This is a genomic window from Delftia sp. JD2 (assembly GCF_001682645.1).
Classification (GTDB): domain Bacteria; phylum Pseudomonadota; class Gammaproteobacteria; order Burkholderiales; family Burkholderiaceae_C; genus Comamonas; species Comamonas acidovorans.
Map to the genome: position 1 here is coordinate 37,282 of NZ_LFJT01000013.1, position 18,753 is coordinate 56,034.

Below are 18,753 nucleotides of genomic sequence, written 5' to 3' on the forward strand. Positions count from 1 at the left end.
CGGCGGTGCGGGGAGGCATCAGGGCGCAGCGAGCTCAAGCGCTGGCGTCGCTGCCGGCAGCTTCGGCCGTGGAGAAGTTCACGGCGCGGCCGGGAACAATGGTGGAGATGGCGTGCTTGTAAACCATCTGCGTGACGGTGTTGCGAAGCAGAACCACGTACTGGTCGAAGGATTCGATCTGGCCTTGCAGCTTGATGCCGTTGACGAGGTAGATGGACACCGGAACATGTTCGCGGCGAAGCGCGTTCAGGAACGGGTCTTGGAGGAGTTGGCCTTTGTTGCTCACGATATTCTCCGTGTTCGAAGAGTGTTGTTGTAAACCGACACCTTACCACAGTGTTTTGGGGCCCTTGTTCGCACAAGGGTTTTCCCGAAATCCCGTAGCTTGTTACTTGTCCTTGTCGGCAAAAGGATTATGAGAGGTTTTCAACTCGATCCGCAACGGCGTGCCAACCAAATTGAATTCCTTGCGGAATCGCCCTTCGAGGAAGCGCTTGTAGGCCTCCGTCACATGCTCGAGCGAATTGCCGTGTATGACGATGACCGGAGGGTTCATGCCACCCTGGTGCGCATAGCGCATCTTGGGGCGGTAGATGCCCGTCTTCTTGGGCGTCTGGAACTGTACGGCCTCCATCAGCAGGCGCGTGAGCACCGGCGTGGGCATCTTGCAGGTGGCAGCCTTGTGCGCCTGGATGATGGAGTTCCACAGCGGACCCAGGCCCTGGCGCTTTTCCGCCGAGATGAAATGCATGGGAGCGAACTTGAGGAAGGATAGGCGCGTCTCGATCGAGCGCTCCAGCATCTGGCGCTGGTAGTCGTCCACCGCATCCCATTTGTTCACGGCCAGCACCACGGCACGGCCGCTTTCCAGCACGTAGCCGGCAATGTGCGCATCCTGGTCGGTCACGCCCTGCGTGGCATCGATGAGCAGCAGCACGACGTTGGCGCTCTCGATGGCCTGCAGCGTCTTGACCACGGAGAACTTCTCGATGGCCTCGAACACCCGGCCCTTGCGGCGCAGGCCTGCCGTGTCGATCAGCTCGAACTTCTGGCCGGCGCGCTCGAAGGGCACCGAGATGGCGTCGCGCGTGGTGCCCGGCATGTCGAAGGCGACCAGCCGCTCCTCACCCAGCCAGGTGTTGATCAGCGTGGATTTGCCGACATTGGGGCGCCCTGCCACGGTGAGGCGGATGGGCTTTTGGGCCACATCGTCGAACGGGTCGTCTTCCTCGGGCTCGGGCAGGTTGAGCTGGCCCAGGGCCAGGTCGAGCAGGTCGCGCACGCCCTGCCCGTGTGCCGCGGAAACCGGCAGCACATCGCCCAGGCCCAGTTCGTAGAACTCGGTCAGCTGCACGCCTTCCTTCATGCCCTCGGCCTTGTTGGCCACGAGCACGCAGGGCTTGCCCAGCCGGCGCAGGTACTTGGCGATGTCGTGGTCCTGGGCGGACATGCCCAGGCGCGCATCGACAACGAAGACCACGACGTCAGCCTCGGCAACAGCCTGCTGCGTCTGGCGTGCCATCTCCTTGAAGATGCCGCTGGATGCATCTGGCTCAAAACCGCCGGTATCGATCACGATGTACTCGTGCTTACCCTGGCGGCCCTGTCCATAGTGGCGGTCACGCGTGAGGCCCGCGAAATCCGCGACGATTGCATCCCTCGACTTGGTCAGCCGATTGAACAGCGTCGATTTGCCCACATTGGGTCGCCCTACCAGGGCAATAACTGGCTTCATTCCCGAAAATACCTATCAATCCGGCCTGAAGCCGTACACAGTTCCGCTGCGGCTTACCACCACCAGCGTATTGGCAGCCGATACCGGGGGCGAGGCCACGCCGGAGTCGTCCGTCTTCAATCGTGCCAGCGCCTGTCCGTCCGTCTTGGACAGCAGGTGCACCACACCATAGTCATCACCAAACACCACCGAGCGGCCCAGCATCAACGGCGCCGTCAGGCGGCGGTGCTGCAGCTGGTCGATGGACCACACGCGCGAGCCGTCGCTGCGGCGCCAGGCCTGGACGGTGCCATTGCTCTCGGCGCCGAACACGGCATCGCCATCGCCGTCGATGCCATCGGCGCCCTTGGACGGCTGGGTCCAGCGCACCGATGCGTTTTGCGTATCCACACAGCCCACGGCAGCCTGGAAGGCACGCGCGCAGACGCTGTCACCGACACGGCTGACGCGGCCCACGAGGTCCACCAGGCGCTCCACGTCATTGGTGCCGCGCGGGCTGGCCAGCGGGGCCTCCCAGCGCACGGCGCCGGTGTCGGGATCGATACCCACCATGCGGCCCGACAGGCCGGCCACCAGCGTGTTGCCCACGGCGATCAGCACGCCGGGCTGGCGCAGCACCAGGGGCTCGCCCGGGCGCTGTGCGGTCCACAGCTTGCGGCCGTTGGCGGCATCGAAAGCGGCCAGCGAGCGGTCGGCTGCCAGCACGAAGACGCGGCCTCCTGCGACCAGCGGCGGCGTGTAGGCGGCTGCGGGCAGCGGCTGCTTCCACAGCTGCTTGCCTTGCGAGTAGACGATGACCTGGTTGCTGCGCGTGAGCACGGCCTGGCGCTCGGCGTCACCGCCCACGCCCGCGGTCAGCGGCTCGCCCACAGTGAAGCGCGACAGCTGGCTGCCGTTGCGTGCGTCCAGGGCCGTGACGCTGCCGTCCTTGGCAGCGATCAGCAGCGTGTCGCCCTGCACATGGATGTCGGTGGCCAGCGGCACTTCGGCGCCGAGCTTGGCGGTCCACGCCTGGTGCACGGCCAGCAGGCCGGGGTTGGCACCCAGTTCCTGGGGCTTGGGCTTGGTGTCGCTGCTGAACCACGAGGACACGGTGGAGCAGCCACCCAGGGCACCGGCCAGCAGGCCCAGAGCCATCCAGCGCGCAACGCCGCGCGGGCGCGAAATCGCCATCAATTGATCAGCCGAGGTTTTCAAGGTTGCTTCTCCGAAGTCGACGTCTTGGCCTGTGCCAGCACGGTGGGTTCAGCACCCAGCGCATTGAGCTTGAACTCGATCAGACGGCCATAGTCCACGCCCTTGTCCAGGGCGGCATGGGCGCGCTGGTAGGCATCAATGGCTTCGGCCTGCTTGCCCTGGGCCGCAAGAATGTCGCCACGGCGATCGGCCACGATGCCGGCGAAGGATTCGGGCATGCTGCCTTCCAGCGCCTTGAGGGCTTCGTCGTATTGCTTTTGCTGCTCCAGCACGGCGCTCAGGCGCAGCTTGGCCAGGGCCTTGTAGCCTTCGTCGCCCTTGTCGGCCACCCAGCTCAGGGCTGCCTTGGCGTCATCGAGCTTGCCTTCGTCCACTGCAGCCTTGGCCAGCAGCAGGCCGGCCTGGGCCGCCTGCGTGGTGCCGGCGTACTTGTCCTTGAGATCGGCGAAGGCCTGGCCGGCGCGCGCCGCGTCCTTGCCAGCCAGCGCCACGTCAACGGCATGCGCCAGAGCGGCAGCCTGCGTGGCCTGGCGCTTTTCCCAGTACTGGTAGCCATTCCAGCCGGCAAAGCCGACGAAGATGACCACGAGCACGCCGGTGATCAACGTGCCCCAGGTATTCCAGAAATGCTTGAGCTGCTCTATCTGCTCTTGTTCTTCGAGATCGAAATGGTTTGCCATGGATCGCCTGTGTCGCTTTATGTATGGAGGTCGCCGCTGGAGCGGTCGCTTGAAAAGCTGCGGATGCTGGTCAAACCGCCGATTGTAGGGTGGCAGCCCATTGGGCCGCATCAGCCAGGGCTTGCTGCACCTGCTGGCCCGCGCCGTCGCGCAGCGACTTGACGGTGACCAGGCCCTGCTGCAGCTCATCGGAGCCGAAGATCAGCGCGAAATGCGCGCCGCTGGCATCGGCCTTCTTGAACTGCGACTTCATGCTGCCCATGCCTTCGGCGCTGGCCGCGTGCATCTGCACGCGCACACCGGCCTCACGCAGCTGCTGCAGGGTGCGCAGCGCCACGGGCATGGCCGCCACATCGGGGACGATGGCGTAGGCATGCAGCGTGGGCGCGGGGATGTCGGTGCCGAGCTCCTTGACGAGTTCCAGCACACGCTCCACACCCAATGCCCAGCCCACGGCAGGCGCGCTCTTGCCGCCTACCTGTTCGATCAGGTAGTCGTAGCGGCCGCCCGCGCAGATGGTGCCCTGCGAGCCCAGCATGTCGGTGATGAACTCGAACACCGTCAGGTTGTAGTAGTCCAGGCCGCGCACCAGGCGCGGGTTCACGGTCCAGGGCACGCCGTTGGCGTCCAGGATGGCCTTGAGCCCGTCGAAGTGGGCCAGCGAGCCCTCGCCCAGGAAGTCCAGCAGGCGCGGCGCGCCGTTGACCATTTCCTGCATGGCGGGGTTCTTGGTGTCCAGCACGCGCAGCGGGTTGCTGTACATGCGGCGCTTGGCCTCTTCGTCCATCACGTCCTGGTGCTGCTCCAGGTAGGCGATCAGGGCCTGGCGGTGTGCCTGGCGCTCCTCGGGCTGGCCCAGGCTGTTGATTTCCAGGCGCCACTGGGTCAGGCCCAGCTGCTTCCACAGGGAAACGGCCAGCATGATGAGTTCGGCATCGACATCGGGGCCGGCAAAGCCCAGGGCCTCGGCGCCGATCTGGTGGAACTGGCGGTAACGGCCGCGCTGCGGGCGCTCATGGCGGAACATGGGCCCCATGTACCACATGCGCTTGCCGCCGTCGTACAGCAAATTGTTCTCGATGGTGGCGCGCACCAGGCTGGCCGTGCCTTCGGGGCGCAGCGTCAGGCGCTCGCCGTTGAGCTTGTCCTCGAAGGAGTACATCTCCTTTTCGACAATGTCCGTCACCTCGCCGATGCCACGAACGAACAGCTGCGTATGCTCGACGATGGGCGTGCGCACGTTGCGGTAGGCAAAGCGCGCCATCAATTCACGCACCTGCGCTTCCAGCCATTCCCAGCGAGCGGACTCGGCGGGAAGAATGTCGTTCATGCCTTTGACGGCGGAAAGTTTTTCGGGTTTGGCCACGTTGTTCTCGTTCGATGAATGCTCGGAAACAGGCGCTGACCCCGCTTTTTTCGCCCCATGCTCTCAACGCCTGTTTCGCGTGAGAGCCAATGAGGCAAAGCGTGGTGCGCTATCTATTTTGCAATAACTGCAATGCTCGATGCAGCCGATCAGGCGGGTGCAGCGGCGGTGGCGCCATAGGTGCGCGCCACATAATTTTCGACCAGTGCCTGGAATTCCTCGGCAATCCGCTCGCCGCGCAGCGTGAGCGCCTTTTCGCCGTCGATGTAGACGGGGGCGGCGGGCGCCTCGCCCGTGCCGGGAAGGCTGATGCCGATGTTGGCGTGCTTGCTCTCGCCGGGACCGTTGACGATGCAGCCCATCACGGCCACCTTCATCGCCTCGACACCGGGATACTTCATGCGCCACAGCGGCATCTGGCCACGCAGATAGTCATCGATCTGCTTGGCCAGTTCCTGGAAGGTGGTGCTGGTGGTGCGGCCGCAGCCCGGGCAGGCCGTGACGCTGGGCACGAAGATGCGCAGGCCCAGGGCCTGCAGGATTTCGGAGGCGACCACCACTTCCTGCGTGCGCGCCTCGCCGGGCTGGGGCGTGAGCGAGACGCGGATGGTGTCGCCAATGCCTTCCTGCAGCAGCACGGACAGCGCGGCGGCCGAGGCCACCGTGCCCTTGGTGCCCATGCCGGCTTCGGTCAGGCCCAGGTGCAGCGCATAGTCGCAGCGTTGCGCAAGGGCCCGGTAGACCGAGATCAGGTCCTGCACGCCGCTGACCTTGCACGACAGGATGATGTTGTCGCCGTTCAGCCCCATGGACTCGGCCAAGCGCGCGGAATCGACGGCCGAGGAAATCAGCGCCTCGAACATGACCTGGCGCGTGTCCCAGGGCTGGGCGCGGCGCGAATTCTCGTCCATCAGCCGGGCCATCAGCTCCTGGTCCAGCGAGCCCCAGTTGACACCGATGCGCACGGCCTTGTCGTAGCGGGCCGCCGCCTCGATCATCTGGCCGAACTGCTTGTCCTTCTTGTCGCCCTTGCCCACGTTGCCGGGGTTGATGCGGTACTTGGACAGTGCCTCGGCGCAGGCCGGGTATTCGGTGAGCAGGCGGTGGCCGTTGTAGTGGAAGTCACCCACCAGCGGCACGTACTCGCCCATGCGGTCCAGCTGCTCGCGGATATAGGGCACGGCGGCGGCCGCCTCGGGCGTGTTGACGGTGATGCGCACCATCTCCGAGCCGGCCTGGGCCAGCTGGCGCACCTGGATGGCCGTCTCGACCGCGTCCACCGTATCGGTGTTGGTCATGGACTGCACGCGCACAGGCGCATCGCCGCCCACGGTGACGACGTTGTTGCGCCAGACCACACGGGCCTGGCGGGACTTGCGCGGCAGCGGCGAGGCAATCGCTATCGGCTGCTGCGTGATGGGGAGATCTTGCACGGTCACTTCACCTCAAAGCGGGCCACATTGTCGCGGGTGGTCTTGGCGACTTCCAGCAATTCGCCACGCACACGCACCTCGGTGCCGCTGGCATTGCCGACGATGACCGACAGCGGCAGCGCGCCCTCGGCGCCAATGGATTCACCGGCCGCCAGCGTCTTTTGCAGCACCACGCGGCCGCTGGAATCCTTGACCTGTACCCACGATTGTGCGTTGGCCTTCATGACCAGCACGCCACCAGGCGTTTGCGCCGCAGTGGCTGCCGATGTCGCTGCGGCGCCCTCGGCAGGCGCATCGGCGGCAGGGGCAGCAGGCGTTGTGGTGGACGCAGGAGCCGGCACGGCTGCCGCTGCAGGCGCTGAAGTTGCCGGTGCAGATGCAGATGCGGATGCGGGGGCAGATGCAGCCGGCACATCGGCCGGCGTCGTCGCCGCAGGCGCAACGGGCTCCTGGGCGGCCACGGGCTCGGACACAGTCCCTGCTGGCTGCACAAGGGCAGCGGCATCGGAAGCGCCGGCCTGCGGCTCTTCGGCGTCGCCTTCATGCTTGGGCAGGAAGTAGACGGCAGCGGCAGCGGCCAGCAGCAGCAGCACGATGATGGCCACCTTGCGCGAGCCGTTTTCACGTCCCAGCGATGTTCCGGTGGCCTTGAAGGAGCGCTCCTTGAACGTGGCGTTGATGCTGCCGCGATCATCGGCCAGGCTCTTGAGCTGGGTGCGCGGCAGCAGGGCCAGCACCGATGCCGAGTCCATGCGCAGCGTGCGGCAGACGCTTTGCGCCAGGGCCCGCATGAAGACATGGTCCTGGAATGCGGCGTAGTCATCCGCCTCCAGCGCCTCCAGCTTGGGGGCTGGCACCTTGAGTGCCGCCGCCAGCCCGGCCAGAGACAGACCCGCCGCCTCGCGCGCCTGGCGCAGCAGCGTGCCCGCCGTCATGGAAGTTTGTGCGTTCTCGCCTTGCGTACCTGCTTCGTCATGCACCGCCAACACCTCACTCATTGAATGCTCCACGCTCGTAGGCCAGCCATTGGCGGGACTCGGGGAAGCGCTGGTGCAGCTGGTCAGCCAGCTGCCGCATCGCTGCAGATTGCTGCAGCGCCCTCTCTATCTTGATCCCCAGCCACAGGCTTTCCGCATTGGACTGGGGACTGCTGTTCAGGCGCCGGATGTAGAACTGCGCCCTCTTGGCATCGCCGCCCTGCAGCATCACGTTGCTCAGGTGGTAGGCGATCACCGGGTTGGCGGGATCGAGTTCATAGCCCTTGAGCAGCGCCTGCTGGGCCTCGACCAGCAGGCCGGCCTGCTGCAGGCACAGGCCCTTGGCCATCCAGGTCTTGGGGCGCTCCAGGTAGCCGGGCTGGGCCAGGGCCTTGTCCAGCCATTCCTGGGCTTGCGCGTATTGCTTGCGCTGGCACAGCAGCCAGCCGTAGTTGTGCTGCAGGTCGCCGTCCTGGGGACGCAGCGACATCGCCTTGCGCAGGCTGGCGTCAGCCTGGTCCCAGTCCTGGTTGCGCATGTAGATCAGGGCCAGCAGGCCGTAGCCGTCGGCGGAACTGGGGTCAGCGGCCAGCGCCTGGTTCACCTCTTCCAGGGCCACATCGATGCGGCCAGCCTGGAAATAGGAAGCCGCCAGCTCCAGGCGGATGCTTGCGCGGCGGCGGGGATCGGCCTCGGCGGCAGAAGCCATCGAGGCATTGGAGACGGAGGAAGCGTTGCCGGAGCCAGAATTCGTCGGGGGCACCAAAGGCTGCTTGCCTGCGCAGCCCGCCAAGAAAAGAACCAGCGCGGGCACTGCCCAGCGCATGCCTGTACCGAAATCCCCCGTTCGCAGCCGCCGAGCCACTGACTTCATGAACTGTCCTTTGTTCCGTCGGGGCATGCCAGGCATGCCCCAGGTCTTCTCAAGGCACCTGCTTGAGAACAATGGTGCGCTGCCTGGCCATGCGCTCGGCAGCGCGCGTGCGGTCCTTGACATCGCCAGCGAGCTGTCCGCAGGCTGCGTCGATGTCGTCGCCACGTGTCTTGCGCACCGTGGTCACGATGCCGGCATTGCTCAGCAGGCTGGCGAACTCCGTCACCCGCGCTGCGGGTGAACGCAGCAGCCCCGAGGCCGGGAACGGATTGAACGGAATCAGGTTGAACTTGCACCAGCTGCGGCCGTCGCCACGCGCGCGGACCAACTCTATCAGTTGGCGCGCATGCTCAGGCTGGTCATTGACGCCATCGAGCATGCAGTATTCGAACGTGATGAAGTCACGGGGCGCGAATTCCAGGTAGCGCTCGCAGGCATCGAGCAGCTCGTGGATGGGGTACTTGCGGTTCAACGGCACCAGCGGGTCGCGCAGCTCGTCATTGGGCGCATGCAGCGACACGGCCATGGCCACGGCGCAGTCCTGGGACAGCCGGTCGATCATCGGCACCACGCCCGAGGTGGACACGGTCACACGGCGGCGCGAGAGGCCGTAGCCATGGTCATCGAGCATGGCGCGCAGCGCCGGCACCAGGGCCGTGTAGTTCTGCAGCGGCTCGCCCATGCCCATCATCACCACGTTGGAGATGACGCGCTCGCCGCCCGTGCCCAGGCGCTTGCGCAGCGCATGCTCGGCATACCACAGCTGGGCCAGGATCTCGCCCGTGCTGAGGTTGCGGCTGAAGCCCTGGTGACCCGTGGAGCAGAAGCGGCAGCCCACGGCGCAGCCCGCCTGGGACGACACGCACAGCGTGCCCCGGTCATCTTCGGGAATGAAAACGGCTTCGACGGCATCGCCGCCTCCCACGTCGAACAGCCACTTGACTGTTCCATCGGCAGACACATGCTCGGTCAGAACCGGCAGGGCCGTGATGTGGGCACACGCCTTGAGCTTTTCGCGCAGGGACTTGGCCAGATCGCTCATCTGGTCGAAGTCGCTGGCGCCTCGCTGGTGGATCCAGCGGAACAGCTGCGTCGCTCGGAAACGCTTCTCGCCGAGTTGCTCGCAGTAAGCGGCAAGTCCGTCGAGATCAAAATCTAGCAAATTGGTATTCATGTCGGCAGGCCGGTGCCACGCCGCTCTCGGCTCTTCCGCGGCAGGCACGGCCTGCACCGGACAGACCATGACGGCCGCGGAAGACGCGGGGATTAGCGCGAGTAGACGTTCATGCCGGGGAAGAAGAAAGCCACTTCCACGGCTGCAGTTTCAGCGGCGTCAGAGCCGTGCACGGCGTTGGCGTCGATGCTGTCGGCGAAGTCGGCGCGGATCGTGCCCTTCTCAGCCTTCTTGGGGTCGGTGGCGCCCATCAGTTCGCGGTTCTTCAGGATGGCGTTCTCGCCTTCCAGAGCCTGGATCATCACGGGGCCGGAGACCATGAAGTCCACCAGGTCCTTGAAGAAAGGACGCTCCTTGTGGACGCCGTAGAACTGCTCGGCTTCGCCGCGCGACAGGTGCACCATCTTGGCAGCGATGACCTTCAGGCCAGCGCCTTCGAAGCGTGCGTAGATCTGGCCGATCACGTTCTTGGCAACGGCGTCGGGCTTGATGATGGAAAGAGTGCGTTCGATGGCCATTTGAATGGTTCCTAATCAGGGTTACTATGGATTTTTGTCAATTGGACAAAACCGTTGATTCTAGCTGTGCCATCAAAGTCCTTGATGACATGGTGCTGCCAAATGGCAGGCTTACAGGGCGGGCCGACCACCTCTGGATGAACCAGAAGGCGGACGGCCCGGCCGCCTTTCAGCGGCGTCCTCCCGGCTTGCGCTTGGCGTTCTGGCGTGCACGCGACAGGCTGTCGGAGCCGATGTAGCCCACCGATGTACGCATCGGATCGGGCTGCTGGCTGCCGCCGCCCTTGCCCCGCCCGCCTGCGCCGCCCTGCCCCTTGCCCTGTCCCTGGCCGCCGTCAGCCTTGCCGCCCTTGGCGGCAGGCTTGGCACGCGGGCCGTCGAGCATGGCGTTGGGCGCCGGGCGATTGCCGTCGAAGTAGCGGCCGCCGCCTTCGCGGCGAACGGTGTTGCGGTCGGCCGGGCCACCACGGCGGCCTCCGGCCGGGGGCTTGGGTGCAGCGGGCGCACGCGCCTGCATGCCGGCTGCCGAAGCCAGGGACTGGATATCGGCCTGGTCCAGCTCCACCCAGGCGCCGCGCTTGAGGCCGCGCGGCAGCACCATGGCGCCGTAGCGGATGCGGATCAGCCGGCTCACGGCATGGCCCACCGCCTCGAACATGCGGCGCACTTCGCGGTTGCGGCCTTCGGAAATGGTCACGCGGTACCAGCAGTTGGCGCCTTCACCACCGCCGTCCTCAATGGAGCCGAAGGCGGCCACGCCGTCTTCCAGCTGCACGCCGTCGGTCAGGCGCTGCTTTTCTTCCTTGCTGAGCGCACCCAGCACACGGGCTGCGTATTCGCGCTCCAAGCCGAAGCGCGGGTGCATCAGGGAGTTGGCCAGCTCGCCCGAGCTGGTGAACAGCAGCAGGCCTTCGGTGTTCAGGTCCAGGCGGCCCACCGATTGCCATTTGCCATGCTGCAGGCGAGGCAGCTTGCGGAACACCGTGGGACGGTTTTGCGGATCGTCATGCGTGACGACCTCGCCCACGGGCTTGTGATAGGCGATGACACGTGCCGGCGGCGGGTCGATGCGAAAGCGGATGGGCTGGCCATTGACCTTGATCTGGTCGCCGAACTGGATGCGCTGGCCCACGTGGGCAGGCTCGTTGTTGACCGAGATGCGGCCTTCAAGAATGAGCTGCTCCATTTCGAGTCGCGATCCCAGCCCGGCCTGGGCCAGCACCTTGTGCAGCTTGGGCGAATCGACCTGGGGCAGCAGCACGCGCTTGGCAGGCGCGGCATCGTCGCGCTCTTCGGCAGCGTCGAGCTCGCCCGAGATGACATCCGCAAAACCGTAGCCTTCGACAGACCCTGAGTCGCTTGACTCTGATGCGTCAGCCGTCACCAGCTCTTGCACGGTGTCTTCGGCATGCACCGCCTCGGCGGCCGGACGCGGCTTGCGCACAGGCTTGGCGCCGGGCCGCGCCCCGGCCTTGGGAGCGCGCGTGCGCGCAGGGCGGGCCTTGCGCTGCGCGCCGGCCTCATCGGACGCCGGCTGGGCGTCCTGGTCTTTGGAGATATCACTACCCGTCATGGCTTTCCTTCTTCGGCCTGCTTTGCAGTGCCGTCCGTATCCGTTGTATCCGCTGTATCCGTTGCGTCTGTTGCCTCTGCCGCATCCGCTGCGTCTGCCGCATCCGCCAGGTCTGCTGTATCTGCTTGAGCCGTATCTGCTGCCATTGCGGCATCTGCCCCGTCCGATTCCGTGGCATCTGTCTCGCCCTGGGGCTCTTCGGGCAAGGGAGCGTCACCGGCTGGCGCGGCCTCGTCCGCTGCCAATTCCTGCGCACCCGACTCTTCCAGCGCCTTGAACAGGCTTTGCTGGGATTCGGGCTCCTCGAGCATGGGCAACTGGTCCAGCGACTGCAGGCCCAGGTCGTCCAGAAACTGGCGCGTGGTGGCGAACAAAGAGGGCCGGCCCACGGTTTCCCGGTGGCCAATGACCTCGATCCATCCCCGGTCTTCCAGTTGCTTGATCAGCAGGCTGTTGACCGTCACGCCGCGTATGTCCTCGATGTCGCCGCGCGTCACTGGCTGGCGGTAGGCGATGATCGCCAGCGTCTCCAGGGTCGCACGGGTGTAGCGTGGCGGCTTTTCGGGATGCAGCCGGTCCAGATAGACCCGCATCTCGGGCCGGCTCTGGAAGCGCCATCCAGACGCCACCTGCACCAGCTCCACACCCTTTTGCGCCCAGTCTTTCTGCAGGTCCAGCAGCAGGTCCTTCAGCGTGTCGGAGCCCAGCACGTCATCGAACAGCGAGCGCAGCTCACGCAGCGTGACAGGCTGCGGCGCACAGATCAATGCAGTTTCCAGGACCCGCTTGGCATCTACCGTATTCATGGCTCAGCGTCTCGGGAACAAAGGCGCGCGAGCCACCAGAGGTGGCAGCCAGGGTGCGCCGAATCAAAGAAGAGGAAGCAAGCGCTCCACGGATGCCATGCGAGAGATGGTCAGAGGCTTTCGGCGGGATTGTAGCTCAGCCCCCAATTTTCCAGCGCCTGTGCCATATCGGGCGGCAGCGGCGCGCGCAGCACCAGGGCCTGGCCTGTCATGGGATGGGTGAAGGCCAGCCGGAAGGCGTGCAGCGCCTGGCGCGCCATGCCGCCAGCCTCCTTGCCGCCGTAGACGGCATCGGCCACCAGCGGGTGGCCCAGCGATGCCATGTGCACGCGGATCTGGTGGGTGCGGCCCGTGTGCAGCGTGCAGCGCACCAGGCTGACTTCCTCGTTTCCGGCCAGCAGGTCGATGTCGGTGCGCGCGGTCTTGCCCGCATGCTGCGCCAGGTCGACCACAGCCATGCGCAGGCGGTTGCGCGGGTCGCGGCCGATGGGCGCATCGACCTCGCGGCGCTTGCGCGGGCCCCAGGCCTTGTGCGCCAGCGCCAGGTACTGGCGGCTGACATCGCGCGCGGCGATCATGGCCACCAGCGCGTCCATGGCGGCGCGGCTGCGCGCCACCACCATGAGCCCGCTGGTGTCCTTGTCCAGGCGGTGGACGATGCCGGCGCGCGGCACCTCCCGCGCCTTGGGGTCGCGCCCCAGCAGGCCGTTGAGCAGGGTTCCCGTCCAATTGCCCGGGGCCGGGTGCACGACCAGGCCAGCCGGCTTGTTGACGACCAGCAAGTGCTCGTCCTCATACACCACGTCCAGCGCCATGTCTTCGGGCTGGAAGGCCATGCTCTGCTGCGTGGGCCGCATCTCCAGCACCATCCGGTCGCCGGCGGCCACCTTGGTGGCCGGCTTGACCAGCACACGCCCATTGAGCGTGACCGCGCCCTGCGCCAGCAGTTGCTGCAGATAGCTGCGGGAGAACTCGGCCACGCATTCGGCCAGCACCTTGTCGGCGCGCAGGCCGTGCTGGGCCGGCGGCACGGTGATCTCGCGCAGCTCGGCTGCGGCGGCCTCGACCTCGCCGCCCTCGGCCTCGTCCTCGACCGGCTCCCACGGCGATTCGCCGGGCACAGAAGAAACAAGCCCCTGCGGGGCAGGGGCTTGTCCGGTTTGCCTGGTGCTGCGGCTCATCAGCGCGAAGGCAGGTAGCGCGAAGGATCGACAGGCTTGCCCTGGCGACGCACCTCGAAGTGCAGCTTCACGCGGTCCGCGTCGGTGCTGCCCATCTCGGCGATCTTCTGGCCCTTGCGCACGGTCTGGTCTTCCTTGACCAGCAGCGTCTGGTTGTGCGCGTAGGCCGTGAGGTAGGTGTTGTTGTGCTTGAGGATGATCAGGTTGCCATAGCCACGCAGGCCGGCGCCGGCATAGACCACGCGGCCATCGGCAGCGGCCATCACGGGATCGCCGGCCTTGCCTGCGATGTCGTAACCCTTGTTGCGCGCCTCGTCAAAACCGGCGATCAGGCTGCCCGATGCAGGCCAGATGAAGTCCACATCGTCGGCGCCCTTGCCGGCTGCGGGTGCAGGGGCGGGTGCCGGGGTCGGTGCGGGTGCAGGCGTTGCCGTGGAGCCGCCCGACGATGCCACGGGCGGCAGCGGCGTTGCCACCACGGGCGAGCCGCTGGGCGTGGAGGACGCAGTGGACGAGGGGCGCGTGCCGACGCTGTCCGAGCTGGTCGGCGGCACGACGCGCACCACCTGACCGACTTCGATCAGGTTGGGGTTCTCCAGATTGTTCCAGCGCGCGATGTCCTTCCAGCTCTGGCCGGTTTCCAGGCCGATGCGGATCAGCGTGTCACCGGGCTTGATCGTGTAGTAGCCGGGCTTGCCGGCGTTTTCGACGCCGGGCAGCGGCTTGACGGCTGCCGATGGCGAGGAAGAGGTGGAGGAGGTGGTGGTCGTTCCACGGTCCTCCACGGGAGCCCTGTTCACTTGGGATGTGCAGCCTGCCAGAACCATGCCGGCCAGCACCACCGTTCCCCAAGCCCCAAGACTTCGCGATACCAACATAAGTTATTCCCTTCTAGGCGATGCCCGATTTTAGGGGGACAAAGTTCACGGCCTCCAAAATCGACTGCGTAAACCCGTGTGAACTCTTGTCAATCACCAGCAGTGCCTGCTTACCACCCGTAACCACCATGGGCGCGACAAGCCGCCCGCCCACGGCCAGCTGGTCGCACCAGGCCGAGGGCATGCTCTCGCCGCCAGCGGCCGAGATGATGCCCGCATACGGCGCGCCGCTGCCATAGCCTTCCATGCCGTCTCCAAAGATCAGATGGACATTGGTCAGCCGCCAGGGACGCAGGTTGCTGCGTGCCTTCTCGTGCAGGCCGCGCAGGCGCTCGATCGAATAGACCTCGCGTGCCACGCGGGCCAGCACCGCCGCCTGGTAGCCGCAGCCCGTGCCGATTTCCAGCACGCGGCCCAGGCCCGACTTCGCGGCCTCCGAACCCAGCAGCAGCTCGGTCATGCGGGCGACCACGCTGGGCTTGGAGATCGTCTGGCCCAGGCCAATGGGCAGACTGGTGTCTTCATAGGCCTGGTTGACCAGGGCGCTGTCCACAAAGCGGTGGCGCTCCACCGATCCCATGGCGGCCAGCACGGCCGGCGACTGTATGCCGGTGGCGGCCAGCCGCTGCACCATGCGCGCGCGCACGGCGGCCGAGTCCAGGCCGATGCCCGAAGGCTGTTGCGGGGCACGGGCACCGGCCGGCGCCAGCGCAGAGCGCGCAGGCGCCGCGCGCGAGGCCGGCGCAGGGGTCTGCACCGAGCGCGCCACCCACGAGGGAACTCCGGGACGGCGCTCGCTCACGGTTGCACCGCCCCGCCCTGGCCGGCCGACGCCAGCCTGGCCGCCGTCTGTGCCCAGTAGCCCAGGTTGTCGTGGTCGGTCAGGTCCACCTTCAGCGGCGTGACGGACACATGGCCGTGCGCCGTGGCGTGGAAGTCCGTGCCCTCCGAGTCATCCTTGGCCGCGCCTGCGCTGCCTATCCAGTACATCATTTCGCCGCGCGGGCTCTCCTGGGTGATGACGCGTTCGGCCGCATGGCGGCGGCCCAGCCGGCACAGCTTGAGAGGCTTGAGCGCGGACAAGGGCATGTTGGGAATGTTCACGTTGAGCAGCCAGGGTGACAGGCCGATCAGTTCCTGCGATTGCATGTCCATGACCAGCTGGCGCGCGGCGGCGGCAGCGGCCTCGATCTCGGACCAGCCCTTGTCCACCTGCGAGAAGGCAATGGAGGGAATGCCGAACAGAAAGCCCTCCATGGCGGCGCCCACGGTGCCGGAATAGATGGTGTCGTCGCCCATGTTGGCGCCGTTGTTGATGCCCGAGACCACCAGGTCGGGCCGGTAGCCCAGCAGGCCGGTCAGGGCGATGTGCACGCAGTCCGCAGGCGTGCCATTGACATAGCGAAAGCCGTTGTGGGCCTGGTGCACATACAGCGGCGCGTTCAGCGTCAGGGCGTTGGACTTGGCACTGTTGTTGTGCTCCGGTGCCACCACCTCGACGTCTGCCACCGTGCGCAGCGCCTCGTACAGGGCCTGGATGCCGGGCGCCTGGTAGCCGTCGTCGTTACAAATGAGAATCTTCATGGATACAGCAGGGATTGCGGGCGATTGTAGGCGGGCGTCTCGTCGCCCGAGGGACAGGAGGCATTCCCACCACACTCCTATCATCGGCCAGGCATTCAATCACAGGAGACAACCACCATGCACGCTTGGCTTTGCACCACGCCCACAGGCGTCGATCAACTGCAGTGGACGCAGCTGCCCACGCCCACGCCGGGCCCGGGGCAGGTACTGCTCGAAGTGAAGGCGGCCAGCCTGAACTTTCCCGATCTGCTGATCGTGCAGAACAAGTACCAGATGAAGCCTGAGCTGCCGTTCGTGCCGGGCTCGGAATACGCGGGCGTGGTCCAGGCCGTGGGTGAGGGCGTGAGCCACCTGGCCGTGGGCCAGCGCGTGGCCTGCCTGTCGGGCACGGGTGGCTTCGGCACCCATACGCTGGCGCCGGCCGCGCTGTGCATGCCGCTGCCAGACGGTTTCAGCTTCGTCGATGCTGCGGCCTTCATCATGACCTATGCCACCTCGCACCATGCGCTGATCGACCGCGGCCAGCTGCGCGCGGGCGAGACCGTGCTGGTGCTGGGCGCAGCGGGCGGCGTGGGCACGGCCGCCATCCAGATCGCCAAGGCGGCGGGTGCGCGTGTGATCGCAGCGGCCTCCACCGACGAGAAATGCGCACTGTGCAAGGCACAGGGCGCCGATGCCACCATCAACTACAGCCAGGGCGATCTGCGCGCCGCCATCAAGGAAGCCACCAACGGCAAGGGCCCCGACGTGGTCTACGACCCCGTGGGCGGCGACTTCGCCGAGCCGGCCTTCCGCTCCATCGCCTGGCGCGGCCGTTATCTGATCGTGGGCTTTGCCGCAGGCCCGATTCCTGCCCTGCCGCTGAACCTGCCGCTGCTCAAGGGCGCATCGCTGGTGGGCGTCTTCTGGGGCGAGTTCTCCCGGCGCGAGCCCAAGGCCAATGCGGCCATGATGCAGGAGCTGGCGCAGTGGTACGGCCAGGGAAAGATCAAGCCCGTGATCGACCGCACCATGCCCATGGCCGAGCTGCACGCCGCCTATGCGCGCATGGGATCGCGCCAGGTGCAGGGCAAGCTGGTGATGGTCAACGAGCAGTGAACCGGGCGCTGGCCATGCCACACTGGAGGGCATTGCATTCTGAAACAACTGCCCACCCATGGCCGAGCGCTCCGCTTCCGAACTGGCACGCGAAACCCTGCGGCAACTGGCGCTGAACCGCCTGCCGCCCACCCCGGAAAACTACACCCGCCTTTATGAACAGGCGGCCGGCGAGCCCGGCCCCGCCAGCTTTCCCCAGGGCCCGCTGCGCCACGTCCACGCGCTGCTGCCTGCGCAGACGCCCGGACAGAAGCGCCTGCGCGACCAGTTGGGCGCCGCCATAGAGCGCAGCGACTGGCAAGGGCTGCAGCAGGTCATCACCGCCTATGCCAACGCGGCCCTGCAGCCGCCCGCCCATGAGGCCCGGCCCGTGGAGCTGCCCGTGCCGCCGCCCGTCCAGGCCCTGCCCGACGACCTGACCCAGCAGTTGGCGCGGCGCTTCGAGGCCTTGTCCACGCTGCTGGACACCCAGGACACCAAAACCGGGCAACTGCACCAGCAACTGATGGAGCAGCTGCAATCGCCGCCCGTGGATGCCAAGGCCCTGGCGCGGCGCCTGCACGACCAGCACTACCAGCTGTCGTTCGCCATCGCCGACCAGCTTCAGGTCCTGCAGTTGATGCAGGAGTTGCTGCAGACCCTGGTGCAGCACCTGGCCCAGGACCCCACGCATGGCAGCTGGCTGGTGCAGCAGCTCACGGCCATCGAGCAGGCCATCACCCCGCCGCTGTCGCCCGCGCCTCTGGCCGATGCACGGCGCGAGCTGCAGACCGTGATCCACCGGCGCCTGCAGTTGCAGGACGGCATGGCCGCCGCGCAGCAGGCGCTCAGGGACATGCTGGGCGGCTTCGTCCAGCATCTGGCGCAGATCACGAGCAGCAACGAAACGCTGGGCGCCCGCATGGAAGAGGCGGCACGCCAGCTGGACGGCATCCAGCGCCTGGAAGACGCAGCCCCGCTGCTGCAGCAGGTGCTGGAGGCCACGCGCACCATGGCCGCCGGCAGCCGCGTGGCCCAGGAGGAGCTGCAGGCGCTGCGCGCCCATGTCGATGCCTGCGAGGCCCGCATCGAAACACTGCAGCAGGAGCTGGACGAGGCCGCGCGCCGCGCACGCCACGACCCGCTGACCGGCCAGCTCAACCGCCTGGGCGTGAGCGAGGCGCTGGACCGCGAAGTGGCACGCGCACAGCGCCATGGCCAGCCGCTGAGCGTTGCCCTGGTTGACATGGACGGCATGCAGGCCCTCAATGCCGAGCTGGGGCATGCCATGGGCGATGCGGCGCTGGTGCATGTGGCCCAGTTGGCGCGCCAAGGGCTGCGCCCGGAAGACGTGGTGGGCCGCTATGAAGGCCAGGCCTTCGTGCTGCTGCTGCCGCAGACCCCGGAGACGGCGGGCGCCCAGGCGCTGCAGCGCCTTCTGCAGTTGCTGGAGCTGGCGCCTTTGCCCCCATCTGCTCAGCCCCCAGGCCAGCCCGCACCCCGGCCCCTGAGCTTCAGCGCGGGCGTGGCCCAGTTGCAAAGCCACGAAAACGGCATGGACGTGCTGCGCCGCGCCGACACCGCCATGCTGCAGGCCAAGGAGCGCGGCAAACACTGCATTGCCACGGCATCAGGCGCACAATGGCAGCCAGTTGGAAATGCAGGCGCCGGCCTTTGATCCACCCAGGGCCACGCCCCGT

At 66.7% G+C, this 18,753-nt stretch carries 18 protein-coding genes; 2 read left to right on the forward strand and 16 right to left on the reverse strand.

All coding sequences use genetic code 11. The features are described from left to right. Nucleotides 1–34: 34 nt before the first annotated feature. From hfq to surE, 16 genes are all read right to left on the reverse strand, one after another. On the reverse strand, nt 35–286 hold the full coding sequence (hfq, locus tag ACM14_RS09480) for an RNA chaperone Hfq (RefSeq protein ID WP_012206813.1): 252 nt from the start codon (nt 284–286) through the stop codon (nt 35–37). Between the two features lie 102 nt (nt 287–388). Continuing rightward, nucleotides 389–1,735 carry a ribosome biogenesis GTPase Der gene (gene der / locus ACM14_RS09485; protein ID WP_012206814.1) on the reverse strand — a complete coding sequence of 449 codons (1,347 nt, stop codon included), beginning with the start codon at nt 1,733–1,735 and terminating at the stop codon, nt 389–391. Nucleotides 1,736–1,750: 15 nt separating this feature from the next. Further along, nucleotides 1,751–2,908, reverse strand: coding sequence for an outer membrane protein assembly factor BamB (gene bamB / locus ACM14_RS09490; RefSeq protein ID WP_065346015.1), 1,158 nt, complete (start codon nt 2,906–2,908; stop codon nt 1,751–1,753). A gap of 20 nt (nt 2,909–2,928) precedes the next feature. Beyond that, nucleotides 2,929–3,612, reverse strand: a complete 684-nt coding sequence (locus ACM14_RS09495; protein WP_012206816.1) for a tetratricopeptide repeat protein — start codon at nt 3,610–3,612, stop codon at nt 2,929–2,931. Nucleotides 3,613–3,682: 70 nt separating this feature from the next. Next, on the reverse strand, nt 3,683–4,942 hold the full coding sequence (gene hisS, locus ACM14_RS09500; protein ID WP_212739077.1) for a histidine--tRNA ligase: 1,260 nt from the start codon (nt 4,940–4,942) through the stop codon (nt 3,683–3,685). A gap of 185 nt (nt 4,943–5,127) precedes the next feature. Beyond that, on the reverse strand, nt 5,128–6,411 hold the full coding sequence (gene ispG, locus ACM14_RS09505) for a flavodoxin-dependent (E)-4-hydroxy-3-methylbut-2-enyl-diphosphate synthase (protein WP_012206818.1): 1,284 nt from the start codon (nt 6,409–6,411) through the stop codon (nt 5,128–5,130). A 2-nt stretch (nt 6,412–6,413) separates the two neighbouring features. After that, nucleotides 6,414–7,409 (reverse strand): RodZ domain-containing protein, encoded by a 996-nt coding sequence (locus tag ACM14_RS09510; protein WP_065346016.1) that lies wholly within the window; start codon nt 7,407–7,409, stop codon nt 6,414–6,416. Next, entirely contained in the window at nt 7,402–8,298 is an 897-nt protein-coding gene (pilW, locus tag ACM14_RS09515) for a type IV pilus biogenesis/stability protein PilW (protein WP_315530164.1), read from the reverse strand. Before pilW ends, ACM14_RS09510 begins: the two co-directional genes overlap by 8 nt. Nucleotides 8,299–8,311: 13 nt before the next feature. After that, nucleotides 8,312–9,436 (reverse strand): 23S rRNA (adenine(2503)-C(2))-methyltransferase RlmN, encoded by a 1,125-nt coding sequence (gene rlmN / locus ACM14_RS09520; RefSeq protein WP_034396288.1) that lies wholly within the window; start codon nt 9,434–9,436, stop codon nt 8,312–8,314. 92 nt (nt 9,437–9,528) lie between these two features. Beyond that, complete coding sequence (gene ndk, locus ACM14_RS09525; protein ID WP_012206822.1) at nt 9,529–9,954, reverse strand: nucleoside-diphosphate kinase; 426 nt, start codon at nt 9,952–9,954, stop codon at nt 9,529–9,531. 169 nt (nt 9,955–10,123) lie between these two features. Continuing rightward, a complete protein-coding gene (locus tag ACM14_RS09530) occupies nt 10,124–11,527 on the reverse strand; it encodes a pseudouridine synthase (protein ID WP_065346017.1) in 1,404 nt (467 codons plus the stop codon). Continuing rightward, nucleotides 11,524–12,333, reverse strand: coding sequence for an SMC-Scp complex subunit ScpB (gene scpB, locus ACM14_RS09535; RefSeq protein WP_065346018.1), 810 nt, complete (start codon nt 12,331–12,333; stop codon nt 11,524–11,526). Before scpB ends, ACM14_RS09530 begins: the two co-directional genes overlap by 4 nt. 110 nt (nt 12,334–12,443) lie before the next feature. Next, nucleotides 12,444–13,514, reverse strand: a complete 1,071-nt coding sequence (locus ACM14_RS09540) for an RluA family pseudouridine synthase (RefSeq protein ID WP_065346019.1) — start codon at nt 13,512–13,514, stop codon at nt 12,444–12,446. Then, nucleotides 13,514–14,392 (reverse strand): peptidoglycan DD-metalloendopeptidase family protein, encoded by an 879-nt coding sequence (locus tag ACM14_RS09545; protein ID WP_012206826.1) that lies wholly within the window; start codon nt 14,390–14,392, stop codon nt 13,514–13,516. Before ACM14_RS09545 ends, ACM14_RS09540 begins: the two co-directional genes overlap by 1 nt. Nucleotides 14,393–14,405: 13 nt before the next feature. Then, on the reverse strand, nt 14,406–15,194 hold the full coding sequence (locus ACM14_RS09550; protein WP_065346020.1) for a protein-L-isoaspartate(D-aspartate) O-methyltransferase: 789 nt from the start codon (nt 15,192–15,194) through the stop codon (nt 14,406–14,408). After that, nucleotides 15,191–15,976 (reverse strand): 5'/3'-nucleotidase SurE, encoded by a 786-nt coding sequence (gene surE, locus ACM14_RS09555; protein ID WP_043782596.1) that lies wholly within the window; start codon nt 15,974–15,976, stop codon nt 15,191–15,193. Before surE ends, ACM14_RS09550 begins: the two co-directional genes overlap by 4 nt. A 117-nt stretch (nt 15,977–16,093) precedes the next feature. Between surE and ACM14_RS09560 the strand changes: the two genes are divergently transcribed. Next, on the forward strand, nt 16,094–17,074 hold the full coding sequence (locus ACM14_RS09560; RefSeq protein WP_065346021.1) for an NADPH:quinone oxidoreductase family protein: 981 nt from the start codon (nt 16,094–16,096) through the stop codon (nt 17,072–17,074). A 58-nt stretch (nt 17,075–17,132) separates the two neighbouring features. Further along, nucleotides 17,133–18,731, forward strand: a complete 1,599-nt coding sequence (locus ACM14_RS09565; protein ID WP_065346022.1) for a GGDEF domain-containing protein — start codon at nt 17,133–17,135, stop codon at nt 18,729–18,731. The last annotated feature ends 22 nt before the right edge of the window (nt 18,732–18,753 follow it).

Bases quoted from the DNA above. Each gene is read 5' to 3' on its own strand.
- der (WP_012206814.1), bottom strand. From the start codon at position 1,735: ATGAAGCCAGTTATTGCCCTGGTAGGGCGACCCAATGTGGGCAAATCG.
- bamB (WP_065346015.1), bottom strand. From the start codon at position 2,908: ATGGCGATTTCGCGCCCGCGCGGCGTTGCGCGCTGGATGGCTCTGGGC.
- ACM14_RS09495 (WP_012206816.1), bottom strand. From the start codon at position 3,612: ATGGCAAACCATTTCGATCTCGAAGAACAAGAGCAGATAGAGCAGCTC.
- hisS (WP_212739077.1), bottom strand. From the start codon at position 4,942: ATGAACGACATTCTTCCCGCCGAGTCCGCTCGCTGGGAATGGCTGGAA.
- ACM14_RS09510 (WP_065346016.1), bottom strand. From the start codon at position 7,409: ATGAGTGAGGTGTTGGCGGTGCATGACGAAGCAGGTACGCAAGGCGAG.
- pilW (WP_315530164.1), bottom strand. From the start codon at position 8,298: ATGCCTGGCATGCCCCGACGGAACAAAGGACAGTTCATGAAGTCAGTG.
- rlmN (WP_034396288.1), bottom strand. From the start codon at position 9,436: ATGAATACCAATTTGCTAGATTTTGATCTCGACGGACTTGCCGCTTAC.
- ndk (WP_012206822.1), bottom strand. From the start codon at position 9,954: ATGGCCATCGAACGCACTCTTTCCATCATCAAGCCCGACGCCGTTGCC.
- ACM14_RS09530 (WP_065346017.1), bottom strand. From the start codon at position 11,527: ATGACGGGTAGTGATATCTCCAAAGACCAGGACGCCCAGCCGGCGTCC.
- scpB (WP_065346018.1), bottom strand. From the start codon at position 12,333: ATGAATACGGTAGATGCCAAGCGGGTCCTGGAAACTGCATTGATCTGT.
- ACM14_RS09540 (WP_065346019.1), bottom strand. From the start codon at position 13,514: ATGAGCCGCAGCACCAGGCAAACCGGACAAGCCCCTGCCCCGCAGGGG.
- ACM14_RS09545 (WP_012206826.1), bottom strand. From the start codon at position 14,392: ATGTTGGTATCGCGAAGTCTTGGGGCTTGGGGAACGGTGGTGCTGGCC.
- surE (WP_043782596.1), bottom strand. From the start codon at position 15,976: ATGAAGATTCTCATTTGTAACGACGACGGCTACCAGGCGCCCGGCATC.
- ACM14_RS09560 (WP_065346021.1), top strand. From the start codon at position 16,094: ATGCACGCTTGGCTTTGCACCACGCCCACAGGCGTCGATCAACTGCAG.
- ACM14_RS09565 (WP_065346022.1), top strand. From the start codon at position 17,133: ATGGCCGAGCGCTCCGCTTCCGAACTGGCACGCGAAACCCTGCGGCAA.